12 protein-coding genes are annotated in these 13,331 nt (G+C 46.2%); 4 read left to right on the forward strand and 8 right to left on the reverse strand.

Annotated elements, in window-relative coordinates; genetic code table 11:
- Positions 1–8: 8 nt before the first annotated feature.
- The 5 genes from NI468_RS09450 to NI468_RS09470 all read right to left on the reverse strand — a co-directional run bounded on the left by NI468_RS09450 (position 9) and on the right by NI468_RS09470 (position 6,342).
- On the reverse strand, positions 9–281 hold the full coding sequence (locus tag NI468_RS09450) for a hypothetical protein (protein ID WP_253101507.1): 273 nt from the start codon (positions 279–281) through the stop codon (positions 9–11).
- Positions 282–481: 200 nt separating this feature from the next.
- Positions 482–943 (reverse strand): DUF2147 domain-containing protein, encoded by a 462-nt coding sequence (locus NI468_RS09455; protein WP_005102907.1) that lies wholly within the window; start codon positions 941–943, stop codon positions 482–484.
- 321 nt (positions 944–1,264) lie between these two features.
- Positions 1,265–2,140 carry an Hsp33 family molecular chaperone HslO gene (gene hslO / locus NI468_RS09460; RefSeq protein ID WP_004278571.1) on the reverse strand — a complete coding sequence of 292 codons (876 nt, stop codon included), beginning with the start codon at positions 2,138–2,140 and terminating at the stop codon, positions 1,265–1,267.
- Positions 2,141–2,190: 50 nt separating this feature from the next.
- Positions 2,191–4,044: a cation:proton antiporter domain-containing protein gene (locus tag NI468_RS09465; RefSeq protein WP_253101510.1), complete on the reverse strand. Its 1,854-nt coding sequence runs from the start codon at positions 4,042–4,044 to the stop codon at positions 2,191–2,193.
- Positions 4,045–4,119: 75 nt separating this feature from the next.
- Positions 4,120–6,342, reverse strand: coding sequence for a primosomal protein N' (locus tag NI468_RS09470; protein WP_253101512.1), 2,223 nt, complete (start codon positions 6,340–6,342; stop codon positions 4,120–4,122).
- Between the two features lie 150 nt (positions 6,343–6,492).
- On the opposite strand from NI468_RS09470, the gene gspF reads away from it, so the two are divergent.
- The 3 genes from gspF to NI468_RS09485 all read left to right on the forward strand — a co-directional run bounded on the left by gspF (position 6,493) and on the right by NI468_RS09485 (position 8,832).
- Positions 6,493–7,698: a type II secretion system inner membrane protein GspF gene (gspF, locus tag NI468_RS09475; RefSeq protein WP_253101514.1), complete on the forward strand. Its 1,206-nt coding sequence runs from the start codon at positions 6,493–6,495 to the stop codon at positions 7,696–7,698.
- A 79-nt stretch (positions 7,699–7,777) separates the two neighbouring features.
- A complete protein-coding gene (gene gspG, locus NI468_RS09480; protein ID WP_004278567.1) occupies positions 7,778–8,212 on the forward strand; it encodes a type II secretion system major pseudopilin GspG in 435 nt (144 codons plus the stop codon).
- 284 nt (positions 8,213–8,496) lie between these two features.
- Entirely contained in the window at positions 8,497–8,832 is a 336-nt protein-coding gene (locus NI468_RS09485; RefSeq protein ID WP_253101516.1) for a hypothetical protein, read from the forward strand.
- A gap of 153 nt (positions 8,833–8,985) precedes the next feature.
- Here NI468_RS09485 and lnt read toward each other — a convergent pair whose 3' ends face one another.
- Together lnt and NI468_RS09495 are read right to left on the reverse strand one after the other, a co-directional pair.
- On the reverse strand, positions 8,986–10,545 hold the full coding sequence (lnt, locus tag NI468_RS09490; RefSeq protein WP_253101519.1) for an apolipoprotein N-acyltransferase: 1,560 nt from the start codon (positions 10,543–10,545) through the stop codon (positions 8,986–8,988).
- Entirely contained in the window at positions 10,542–11,381 is an 840-nt protein-coding gene (locus NI468_RS09495) for an HlyC/CorC family transporter (RefSeq protein WP_004278564.1), read from the reverse strand. The genes lnt and NI468_RS09495 overlap by 4 nt, the downstream gene beginning before the upstream one ends.
- 201 nt (positions 11,382–11,582) lie before the next feature.
- Here NI468_RS09495 and tusA point away from each other — a divergent pair, with 201 nt between their 5' ends.
- Positions 11,583–11,843, forward strand: a complete 261-nt coding sequence (tusA, locus tag NI468_RS09500; protein ID WP_004729361.1) for a sulfurtransferase TusA — start codon at positions 11,583–11,585, stop codon at positions 11,841–11,843.
- Between the two features lie 163 nt (positions 11,844–12,006).
- Here the strand turns inward: tusA and NI468_RS09505 are convergent.
- Positions 12,007–13,331 (reverse strand): electron transfer flavoprotein-ubiquinone oxidoreductase (locus tag NI468_RS09505; RefSeq protein WP_253101523.1); only part of this gene is annotated, 1,325 nt, incomplete at its 5' end.

A 13,331-nucleotide genomic window follows, 5' to 3' on the forward strand; every position in this document is an offset into this window, starting at 1 on the left:
TCTACTCCTTAAACAGCCAAGTGTGCAAAATCCGGAGAAAGGGAAGGTGCTAAAATAGAACGCTTTCCAACCCTTGGACCTGCAGACTCAGAGTGATGACTCAAATGATCATGAGTGAAGAGTCGGGATGTGCCAGTAGTTGATGAATCAGTCGGTCTGACCGGATCTTTATCAGCAGGATGCGAGGCAAAGAAGGTTAAAGCTGAAGTGGTTTTTATAATTTTATGTGTTATCGACAAAGCGTATTCAATCACTTTCCTGTGTTGAATAGAGGGTGCCATATCAGGGCTGCAAAGCAGACCAAAGGGCAAAATTGAACGAGGCTGAAGATTGATCATCATAAATGGATAAAAAATAACCGTCTTCGATCCATTATTATGACTTTAGCTGTCCCAAAACAGTTTTTATTTGTACCTTATTGTTTCAAATCATGACAAAGAAAAAAGCCCCAAATACAGGGGCTTTGAAAATCTTTCTGAAATTAATATTTTACCCAGGTGACACTGCGGCCAATCACTGATACCCCCACATAACCACGTAAGGTCAGACGTTTGCCATTAGCACTTAAGCGTGCTTTACCCTTATAAACTTTGCCACTGATCGGATCAAGTACTTTGCCATCATGGTATTCACGTGGTTTTTTCGGATCTGCCTTAAAGTCCCAGATAAACGGCAGGCCTAGAAAAGGCTTGTTCTTGAGCTGACCTGGACATTTATGACAGATCCCCATTTTTTCTGCGCCAGGCAGGCTGCGTGTTTCGACAATCACTCCTTCATAACTGCCATCTGCTTTCTTGCGAATTTCCACATCCGCACGAGAATAACCCGATTGATCATCGATGGTTTTCCATTTACCCAATAACGGATCTTCATAGGCAAAGGCCAGGCTAGAGACTGCGGCCAAACTTATCCCCATTAGTAGAGTATTCAATAATTTTCTCATAACATACCTGTTAAATTGATGATGTATTCATTTTAGAATTATTGCTCTAATTTATTTTAAAAGCATAATTAAATCAAGAGTATGAACTGTGCGGTCTTTCTCATAATTTTTTGAAAATGATGAATATTCAGGTTTTGTTAGTGTGAATAATCTTATAATTTAAAAGGGATTCTTAGATTGGATTTACAGGAGAGTTTGATTCAGGAGGTAGACAGGTTTTCTACTGTAGGGGAATACGCTTTGTTGAGCTCAGTCACCTAGATTTTAAAACATAAAAAAAGCATTCCTGGGAATGCTTTTAAACTTAAGGATTCGAACTGCTTAGCTCAGGTGTTTACCAAATAGGCCCAAGGCTTCTTCAGCAGTAAAAGTATATTGGCTATTACAGAACTGACAGTCCATCTCGATCGGATTCTGGAATTCCAGCGTTTCACGGATCGACTCTATTCCGATTTGCTGTAAAGCGACTGCACAACGCTCTTTAGAGCAGGTACAACCAAACTTCAACACTTCCGTATCTGGCAGACGCACTTCTTCTTCGTTATATAAACGGTACAGAATATCAGTGGCTTGCAAACCGACTAACTCTTCAGTTTTTAGAGTCTCTGTGAGCATGGTCAGACGTGGCCATAGATCTTCATCTACCCGGCGTTGTTCTTCTTCACTATTACGTGGTAATAACTGAATCAGTAAACCACCTGCACGCTGATGGTCACTTGCCAGTACAATACGCGTCGGAATCTGTGCAGACAGGTCATAATACTGCATCAGACAGCCCGCCAGATTTTCTTTATCAAGGGGTACAATCCCCTGATAACGCTCACCAAATTCTGGTTCGATATTGATGAATAGAACCGGAGAGGTGAGTGATTTCAACACTGTACTACTGTCTTCACCGACCAGAAAGTGCGGATCTTCTTCATAGTCAGCCAGAGCGCGAACTTCACCCAAATGGTTACATTCAGCCATAGCCCATTTAAATGTGCCCGATGCCTGAATTTGCAGGCTGATACGCCCTTTAATCTTCAATGTGCTGGCCAGCAGTGCAGTGGCACTAAGCATTTCACCTAGCAGGATTTTAACTGCAGGCGCATAGTCACGTTGCGCTAAAATGGTTTGTAAAGCTTCTTCAAGATGCACCACTTCACCACGAACAGGGCTATCTTCAATAAAAAAGCGTTGGCGTAAATCAGACATAAAATTCTCCATAACCCTGCTTTAATGGTGTCATTATTGTAAAACACAAGTTAGGACAGTTCATCTCTTAACGTATCAATTCCTGCGCCGTTTGTATCCTGTTGCTGCGGTGTAGCCTGTTTTTGCACTTTATGGCGTTGATCCTGGGTAAACAGATGCTCCAGTTCAGCCAAACTGCTGCGCTGATTTTCATAATTTGGATGTTCATCCGGATCCAGATGATATTGACTATTGAGCAACTTTTCATCCTGTTCACGGAAGTTTTGAATCTGTTGCAGGCTTTCTTCCGGGTCAGGATTGAGCTGGGTTAATAAGGCTTGACTGAGTTCCAAGGCGGAAAGATAAGTTTCACGCCAGATATGTTTCACGCCCAAATCCTGCAATAAATGTACATGATGTCGATCACGGGCGCGGACCCATAAACAGGTTTCAGGATAATTCAGCCGCAGATGCCGCACGATCAGCATCGAGTCTTCAATATCATCAATGGCGACAATGACCTGTTGCGCCGTGGCAACCCCTGCCTGCATCAAGGCTGCCGGTTCTGTCGCATCTGCCTGATAGAAAGGGATGTCGTACTGCGCCAGAAGCTCAGTGGCTGGCACAGTGCTGTCCATGACACTAAAGGCGTGTTGCTGTTGCAGTAGAATCCGGGCGATGATTTGTCCGAAGCGACCAAAGCCAATCAGCAGGATTGGTGTATGGGCTTGAGGATTAATATCAGTTTCAAAAGTCGCTGCCAGATGATTGTGGCGATCCAGACGCGGTAAGATCTGACTGTGCAATAACCAATAAAATGCGGGGGTCAGCAGCAAGGAAAAACTCACCATCCACAGCAAGGGAGAGAGTAGATCGGCCGTAATAATCTGGTCGGATACCGCAATCACCAGTGCGAGTAAGGCAAATTCGCCACCTTGTGCCAGACTGGCTGCTAGCAAGGTACTATTGCGCCAGCTATTTTGATGATAACGCGCCAATGCCAGACTGATTGCAAACTTGCCCAAGATTAAAGTGAGGGTGCCGCCCAGAATCATCCAGGGGAAATTGCGTAGATCAGGTAAGTGCAGTGAAATGCCCAGACTGATGAATGCCAGGCCCATCAACAAGCCCTGAAAAGGCCGAATCGTGCTTTCTACCGCAGGCCTGAAATCTGAATCTGCCAGTAAAATTCCAGCAAATAAAGCACCGAGAAATAGATTCAGTCCGAGGGTATTCATTAACACCAACAATGCCAAGGTCACCGCAATCGCTACAATCGCATGCAGTTCGTGACTGCCACTTTTAGCAATCCAGCGATACAACGGCTGCATCAAGTAACGATTACACAGGAACAGACCGCTTAACGTCGCGATGAGGGCAGCAAAGTAGGCCACGCCATGTTCGGTCGAGCGAATCCCGGCAAATAGGGGAATAGCTGCAATCACCAGAATGGCCAACAGGGAATGAACCAGCAGGATCGAATAGGCCTGCTGGCCATAACTGGTGGCGAACTGTTCCTGATGATTGAGATGTTGAATCACCAGAGTCATGGCAGACAAACTGCCGGCGAGTCCAATTACAATGCTGGCGAGTAGGCTTTGCTGAAAGAAAACCCAGGCCATGAGCGTAAAAATTAAGGCGCTGATCAATACTTGTAAAGCAGCCATCATCCACAGGGGTGAATTAATCTGCACAATGCGTTGTGGTTTGAGTTGCAGACCGATCCAGAACAACAATGCCATCAGGCTGACTTGTATGAAGCTGTTTAAAACTTCGGGTGCCTGAATCAGATGCAAAAGGCTTGGACTTAAAATGATCCCTGTTAACAGATAGCCCAACACACTTGGCAACCTGAGCCTTTTACTCAGTGGCACTATCAACAGTGCAATGACCAGAACCAGTGTTATTTGTAACAGTATCGACATTTTCCTGCCCTAAATTTATTCTTGATCCAGACTGGGAGTCTTGTATTCCAGACCGATCCTCAGGCGCAATATCTTTTAGCTCAGTTCCTGAGGGTCGATGTCCAGCGTGAGCTTCATGCTGGAAGGTTTATCCTGCAGCATGTTTTGCCACCAGCTGCGCGCATAGTAATGCAAACGTGGACGATCCGCTGACAATAGCACCATATGCGACTGATAGCGCCCCGCCTTGCGTTCCATTGGCGCAGGAATCGGTCCCCAGATGTCCAGCGCCAGATCAGGATATTGCCTGAGGAGTGCTGCATGTTTCTGTAAGAATTCGGTATTTTGTGACTGATCCTTGGATTCACAGCGAATCAGGATGGCATAACGATAGGGCGGCATTTTGGCCATCTGCCGTTCTTTTAAGGTTTGCTGGGCAAATACGCGATAATTTTCATTGACCAGGGTATTCAGCAGGGCATGATCAGGTCTGAGGGTCTGTAGGTAAACATCACCCTTATGTTCACCACGGCCTGCGCGGCCTGCCACCTGCACAATCAGTTGTGCAGTCCGTTCAGTAGCACGGAAATCCACACTGAGCAGACCGGAATCGATATCCAGAATCGCCACCAGCGTCACATAAGGAAAATGATGGCCTTTGGCCAGCATCTGGGTGCCAAGCAAAATGGCAGGTTCGCTTTTCTGAATCTTGTCATAGATTTTTTGCCAGCTGCCGACCCGACTGGTGGAATCGCGATCGACCCGAATCACCTCAAAATCCGGAAAGAGCTCATTCAGATGCTCTTCGACTTTGCCGGTGCCCATACCCAGTGTAATCAGTTCCTGATGCTGACATTGTGGGCAGTGTTCCGGCATACGGTGAATAGTACCGCAGTGATGGCAATGTAGATGCTGATAAGGCTGGCGGTGTACAGTGAAGTTGGCATCACAGTGCGGACATTTCGCCTGCCAGCCACAGCTGCCACACAGCAGGACGGGGGCATAGCCACGGCGGTTTAAAAAAATCAGCACCTGTTCTTTTTTCTCCAGGCGCTTTTTGATGTCCTGAATCAATTGCAGGCTAATCCCATGCTTTTTTTGCGCAACTTTTAAATCCAGAATATGGATTTTGGGCATCAAGGCCGTGCCGGCACGCTGGTTCAGCTCCAGTGCCTGCATCTTGCCATGTTGCACCAGCGCATAACTGTCAATGCTTGGTGTGGCTGACCCTAAGATTACCGGACATTGCTGTAAATGGCCGCGGTACAGGGCGACATCGCGGGCATGATAGCGGAAGCCTTCCTGCTGTTTAAAGGACAGGTCATGTTCTTCATCCAGAATGATCAGGCCCAGATTCGGCATCGGGGTATAAATGGCAGAACGTGTACCGAGTACGATTGAGGCTTTGCCGGTTTCTGCCGACTGCCAGGCTTGTAGCCGTTTGGAATCATTCAGCCCGGAATGCAGCAACGCAATATGGCAATGAAAACGGGACTGAAAACGGCTGATGGTTTGCGGCGTCAGGCCGATTTCCGGCACCAGCACCAGCACCTGTTTGCCCTGTTTCAGTACCTGTTCCATGATCTGCAAATACACTTCAGTTTTACCGCTGCCGGTCAGACCGTCCAGTAAAAAAGCTTGATATTGATTGCGATATTTTAATACCTGTTCGACTGCATGTTTTTGTTCAGGATTGGCAGTAAGCGGCATTTGTGCCAGCTGCATCGGCTGCGGATTGAAATCTTGTGGCTCCAGCACACAGGCGCAAATCTCTTTTTTCTCCAGCGCTTTTAAGGTCGCGGTTTCAATCCCGGCCATGTTCAGCACATTTTCAGTGGTCCCGACCGGATGCAGTTTTAAAATCCGGTAAGCTTCCTGCTGCTTGTCCGAACGGCGTACTTTGGCCTCGGCATCAGGGTCCAGTAATTTCCAGGTACGGGCCAGCAGGTTATAAGGCTTACCCTGACGCAACAGAGTCGGCAGGGCACTGTGGACGACTTCACCGATCGGAAACTGGTAATACTGCGCTGACCATGTCAACAAACATAAAACTTTGGCATCTATAATGGCGCGTTCATCGAGCAGTTCGGTTACTGCCTTAAGCTTAAAGCGTGGGTCGAGAGGAGTGTCTGCAGGCAGTTTTTCGATAATCACCCCGACCAGATTCTGCCGACCAAACGATACCAGTGCACGTGCGCCAATCTGCGCCTGTTCAAATTGTTCTGCACTCATTGTGTAATCAAAACAATCAAATACATGTACAGGTACAGCAACGCGTACGCGATAAAGTAGACTGGAATCGGTGTGAGAATTTTGCATATCTTGGGGTGGAGATCCTGAAGAAATTTCGTCGTGCTTAAAGTTCGATTATGTTAGAGTGAGCAGATAATTTATATCAAAGAATATGAATGATTTCGGTGGTCTGACGCAACAGCGTTAAGCAAAATTTTGGAAAATTAGAGCATTACAATGCCTGCATATCAGTTTATTGCGCTTGATGCTTCAGGAAAGCAGCAAAAAGGCGTGCTGGAGGGGGATTCTGCACGTCAGATCCGGCAACAATTACGGGATAAAGCACTTATTCCGGTCTCTGTTGATCCTGTCGAAAAAAAAGACCAGCAGCATCGTCGAAAATGGTTTGAAAAAAGCATCACCGCCTACGATCTGGCCCTCATGACCCGGCAGCTATCTGTGCTGGTCGCTGCCGCGATTCCGCTGGAAGAAGCCATCCGCGCCGTCGGCAAGCAAAGCGAAAAAGTGCATGTACAAAACCTGCTGATGTCGGTTCGCTCCAAGGTACTAGAAGGGCATAGTCTGGCGCAGGGTTTGCAGCAATCCGGACGTTTTCCTGAACTGTATATTGCTACGATTGCGGCCGGTGAGCGTTCCGGACATCTGGACCTGATTCTGGATCAGTTGGCTGACTATACCGAAAACCGGTTTGCCATGCAGAAAAAAATTCAGGGTGCAATGGTCTATCCGATTATCCTGATGCTGATGTCCTTTGCGATCGTGATGGGGCTGATGACCTATGTGGTGCCGGATATCGTCAAGACTTTTGATCAGAGTAAAGACGCCTTACCGTGGATTACCGTGGCCTTGATGAAAGCCAGTGATTTTATCCGCATTTCTTGGCCATTTTTATTGATTGGTGGTGCTTTGGGGATTTTCCTGTTGGTCCGGTTTTTAAGAACCACCGCCGGGCATTATGCCTTTGACCGTCTGACCTTAAAACTACCTTTATTCGGCAAATTGTCACGCGGGATTAATGCCGCACGTTTTGCCAGTACCTTATCCATTTTGACCCAGTCTGGCGTGCCGCTGGTCGATGCACTGCGCATTGGTGCTGCAGTCAGTAACAACTGGGTGATCCGTGATGCTGTCAATCTGGCAGCGGAAAAAGTCACTGAAGGTGGCAACCTGGCGACCCAACTGGAACGCAGTGGTTATTTCCCGCCGATGATGGTACAAATGATCAAAAGTGGTGAAGCGTCTGGTGAACTGGACCGCATGTTGGAACGTGCTTCACAGATGCAGGATCGCGAAGTGACCACCCTGATTTCAACTTTACTGGCCTTGCTGGAACCTTTAATGCTGGTATTGATGGCCAGTATTGTTTTGGTGATTGTGATTGCAGTGATGCTGCCAATTGTGAATATGAATAATATGATTTAAACAGAAGCCAGTTAGAATTTTGCTGTGATCAAGATTCAAGTGGAAATTCTGAATGATGCAAATAAATGAGAGAGATTGAATGAAAAGGAATCAATTAAATAAACAGACGGGCTTTACCTTAATCGAAGTCATGGTGGTGATTGTTATTCTCGGTGTGCTTGCTGCGCTGATTGTTCCGAATGTGATGGGACGCGGTGAAAAAGCCAAAGTAGATACCACCGTGATCAAGTTGCAGAGCATTGCAGGTTCACTGGATCAATACAAGCTGGACAATGGCAAGTATCCAAGTATGCAGGAAGGCGGTCTGGATGCACTGGTGAATCAGCCAGCGACTGCAAAAAACTGGGTGCCAGGCGGTTATGTCAAGGGCGGTTTTCCAAAAGACAGCTGGGATAATGAACTGCAATATGTGATTCCGGGCACCGATGGCCGCAGCTTCGATCTGTATTCATTTGGTGCAGATGGTCAATCGGGTGGTGAAGGAACAGATGCCGATATTTATTATCAGCCTTAATTGAGAATCGTTATAAATTTTCGATAGATAGAATATATCACTTCACTGAATAGGCTATTTCAATACGAAGTGAAGTGATAATAACTATTAATTATTAAATATAATGTAAGTTAATGATATTTATAATAATGAAATAATAAAAACGATATGCGAGTTATAATAAGAATTATTCCCATATTTATCTATTACAATTCTCGTAAAATATGAATAAACATACACTTTCTATTTATTTAAAAAAGCTCATAATGATCTGAATGGTACTTGACTCGCCAACGGAGAAGCACATGAAAGCATTAATCTTAGGAGATGAAATCAATCAGTTTCATTGGTCGATGCTGAAATCTGTTCTTCTGGTTTTAAGCATGCTGCCGATCAGTCAGGGAATCGTCCATTTATGGCAAAGCACCGAAGGTAGCAGCCAGATTATGGTGGCTTTTTTTGCCATTAGCTTGATGAGTAGTTTATTGGCCTTGTGTTTCTGGTCAGCATTAAACGCGAGTGTAGTTCGCATTCAAGCCGAACAAGTTTCAGTATTTGATCAGACACTGGTTCAGATCTATCGTCATGTACCAATGCTGTCTCTTGCCAGCATGTTGTGTTATCTGGCTATACAGTTTTAAGTTTTAAAGAGATAAAAAACCGAGGCTGTGACCTCGGTTTTTTATTGCCTTGAGTGTTCTTCGCTTTCATAAAGGGAGCTTAGGAGGGATTGATAAGGTGCTATATTCAGGAATCCCCTAAATCCCTCTTTGTAAAAGAGGGACTTGAAGAAATTATCTTCTTGACTTAAAGCTGACATCCACTTTACGTGGACGGAAGCGCCATCCAATAAGCAAAAGCAGAACTGAGAAGATCATCACTGGCCAATCACTGAGTTTCATATACAGCGTTTCGCCCTGCATGGCTGGAAGTTCACCACGTAATACCGCTTCCTGATCCACCGGGGCTTTTTTCACGATGTGGCCATTGTGGTCAATAAAGGCGGTTACACCGGTATTGGTGGCGCGAATAAACCAGCGGCCATTTTCTTTAGCACGCATTTGCACCATTTGCAGATGCTGTAATGGTCCTGCCGTGCCGGTAAACCAGGCATCATTAGACACGGTCACCAGAAAATCACTTTGGCTGGCATTGCGACGGGTCAAATTCGGGTAGGCCACTTCATAACAAATTGCAGAACCCAATGGATGATTTTTCACATTCAATGGTTTTTGATGATCTGCGCCCCGGGTAAAACCACTCATGGAAGGATCATTTTGCAGACCTGGCAAGACCCAGCTCAGCCAGCCTGATAAGGGGATATATTCACCAAAGGGAACCAGTCGTTGCTTCTTGTATAGCCCATCAGATTCATTTCCGCTGGCCATAATGCTATTGTAATATTTTGGATAGCCTGCAGCCTGTGATTCTGCTAAATCCCAATATGGAATGCCGGTCACCCAGGCAGTGCCCGATTTTTCAGCCTGTACTTTCATGGCTTCCAGAAAGGCTTCAATATCAGTCTGGAACATGGGAATCGAAGATTCCGGCCAGACGATCAGATCACGGCCCCATTCGGTTTTACTCAAATTGGCATAAATCAATAAGGTCTTCACCTGATATTCAGTCAGCCATTTCAAGTCTTGCGGAATATTGCCCTGAATCAGGGAAACCGTTAAAGGCTTTTGATTTTTTTGCTCTACAAAGGTCAGCTGTGCTGCGCCCCAGGCACCGAGTAATAAAACTGCCGAAGGAATAGCCCAGAATAGGCGTCTATTCAGGATTTCAACCAGCGCACAGGCCAGAATGATCACTACGAAAGATACCCCAAACACCCCGAATAAGGGCGCATAAGCATCCAGGTAGCGTTCGGTAAAGGCATAACCAGCAAACAGCCATGGGAATCCGGTAAAGACCCAGGTCTTGGACCATTCAAACAGCACCCAGAGCGGGGCAAAGGTTAAAGGGGTTTCTGGGAAAAAGCGGCGATAGACAAACGTTTGAACGGCACTAAACAGTCCCATCACCAGTGCCATAATCAGGATCATTACAACACTGAGAAATGCGCTGGTATCTCCATAGACATGAATCGAGGTATACAGCCAGAATGCGCCGACAAACCACAAGCCAATCCCATAAGCCCAGCCAATGCCAAAGGCCTGTTTTGCGCTACGTCCGCGCAGGCAAGCATAGAGCAGTGCTGGAGACAGAATCGCCAGCCACCAGTAATGATAAGGGGCTAGTGCCAAACTAAAGATAGCACCTGCAAATAAGGCAATTAAAACAGGATAGATTAGCGGCAAAGGTTTTTGCTGTTGAGACGAACTCAACAGCTTATCGAAATACGCTCTCATTGGCGCACGGCTCGAATTAGATGAATAGAGCGTGAATCCGCCTCAAGAATGGTAAATTGCCAGTTTTCCAGTTCAATGGTTTGACCTTCAAGGTCACTCACCAGACCAATTTCCTGTAATAACAAGCCGCCCATGGTTTCCACTTCATCATCAGGGAAAGTCGCATCCAGCATATTATTGAAATACTCAATCGGAGTCAGGGCTTGGACTACCCAGGTATTGGCGGTAGTCGGGTCGTTATCCGGAACAATGTAGTATGCTTCTTCGTCAGCATTGTCATGTTCATCTTCAATTTCACCGACAATTTCTTCCAAAATATCTTCCAGTGTCACCAGACCCGAAGTCGTACCGTATTCATCAATCACCACCGCAATATGCGTCTGGGTATTCTTTAACATGCGCAGCACCTGATCGGAGCGGGCACTTTCCGGAACAAACAAAGGTTGACGCATGAGCGCGCGAATATCGACCTTGGCCGTCGGTTCAGTCAGAAAAGGCAATAAATCCTTGGCCAATAGAATACCGACTACATTATCGGTCTGATCGGATGAAAATACCGGAAAACGTGAATGCGCAGACTCGACCAGTACATGCAGGATATCCAGCAGCTGGTCATCTTCCTGCAAGCTGATCATGGACGTGCGAGGCGTCATGACTTCACGAATTTTGGTTGCCGGGAGGTCAAGAACGCCCTCAAGCATGGCAACAGTATCGGGTTCTAAAAATCGACGTGAATCTTGTACTAATTTTAGCAGTTCGTCGCGAGTTTCGGGTGCAGTTCCCAGCCATTTGCGTAAGCCGCGCATACCCCACGACGGGCCTGATTCCTCGTGCATGATTTTTCCTGAAGACTCTTAATATCTAAAAAAACGTGGTTTTATCATACCGCAGAAAATACGCTTGTCTATTGTAAATATGATGCACAGTCTTGATCGCGTGAGTCAGCGCTGATTTTAAAACTGGCCACGTATGCAAAGCAGCAATGTAATCGCAGCTTTATGCTAAAATATGACGGTCTTTCCATCCTGAGTCTATCGATGTCCCCAACTGAAATTATTCCAAGTCTGCAATTGAATACCCGAGGTTTGCGTTGTCCTGAGCCAGTGATGATGTTGCATCAGGCGATCCGTAAATCAAAGGCAGGTGATGTAGTTGAGGTGTTTGCCACGGATAATTCAACGTCGTGGGATATTCCAAAATTCTGTATGCATTTGGGGCATGAGTTGCTCTTGCAGGAAGAACGTCTGGATGAAAATGGCAATAAAGAATTTCATTATTTAGTGAAGAAAGGTGGCTAAAAATACCAAGGGCTGATGAGCTCAAACATTTGTCTTATTTAGAAAATAAAATTTCAAAAATCTGCTTAATTAAATAGATGAATGGACAGGAACTGAAATTATTAATATTTATCCATAAATAAACCCACTTAAAAGCGGGTTTATTTTTTATCTGATGATTACCTTACATATTCGGGTAATTTGGACCACCACCACCTTCCGGTGTTACCCATGTGATGTTCTGGGACGGATCCTTGATGTCACAGGTCTTGCAGTGCACACAGTTGGCTGCATTGATCTGGAAGCGTTTTGAACCGTCATTATTTTCCATGATTTCATAGACACCCGCCGGGCAGTAACGCTGTGCAGGCTCATCCCATTTCGGTAGATTTACTTCCACCGGAATTGAAGCATCGGTCAGTTTCAAATGTGCTGGCTGGTTTTCTTCATGGACCGTGTTCGATACAAACACCGAAGACAAACGGTCAAAAGTCAGCTTGCCATCCGGTTTTGGATAGGTCGGCTTGAAACTTTCAGCTGCCTGGGTTTTAAGCGCCGCATGGTCTTGAACCAGATCGTGCAGGGTGAACGGCACTTTAAACACGTTCTGGTCGATAAAGTTAAAGGCACCCCCGATCCATTGACCGAACTTGTGCATTGCCGGACCAAAGTTACGCGAGTTATAGAGTTCTTCTTTTAGCCAGCTGTTGTTAAACTTGTCGGTATATGCGGTGAGTTCTTTCACAAAGAAATCTTCACCCTCTACAACACGTGCCACCGCCAGATCACCGCCTTTTTCTACACCGGCAGCAATCGCTTCAAACACCGCTTCACCGCAGAGCATGCCGGATTTCATCGCCGTATGTGAGCCTTTGATCTTGGCAAAGTTCAGGAAGCCTGCATCATCACCAATTAAAGAGCCACCCGGGAAGGTGAATTTTGGTAGTGAGTTAAAACCACCTTTGGTCACAGCACGGGCACCATAAGAAATACGCTTACCGCCTTCCAGATACTGCTTGATCAGCGGATGGGTTTTCCAGCGCTGCATTTCCATGAATGGATACATATGCGGGTTGGTGTAAGACAGATCCACGATCATGCCCAAGGTCACCTGGTTGTTATCGGCATGGTACAACCACCAGCCACCTGAAGAACCGGTTTCAGAAAGTGGCCAACCGGCACCATGCATGACCAGACCCGGTTTGTGCTTGGCAGGATCGATTTCCCACAACTCTTTAATGCCGATACCGTAGTGTTGCGGATCAGCGTCCTTGTCCAAGTTGAACTTCTGGATTAAACGCTTACCTAAGTGACCGCGGCAACCTTCAGCAAATAACGTGTATTTGGCATGCAGTTCATAACCCGGGGTAAAGTTATGCGTCGGTTCGCCATCTTTACCAATGCCCATGTCACCGGTCTGGATGCCTTTGACTGTGCCATCGGCATGATACAGAATTTCCGAGGCTGCAAAGCCTGGGAAGATCGACACTTCCAGTTCTTCGGCTTTCT

The organism is Acinetobacter lwoffii, assembly GCF_024129355.1.
GTDB classification, from domain to species: domain Bacteria; phylum Pseudomonadota; class Gammaproteobacteria; order Pseudomonadales; family Moraxellaceae; genus Acinetobacter; species Acinetobacter lwoffii_I.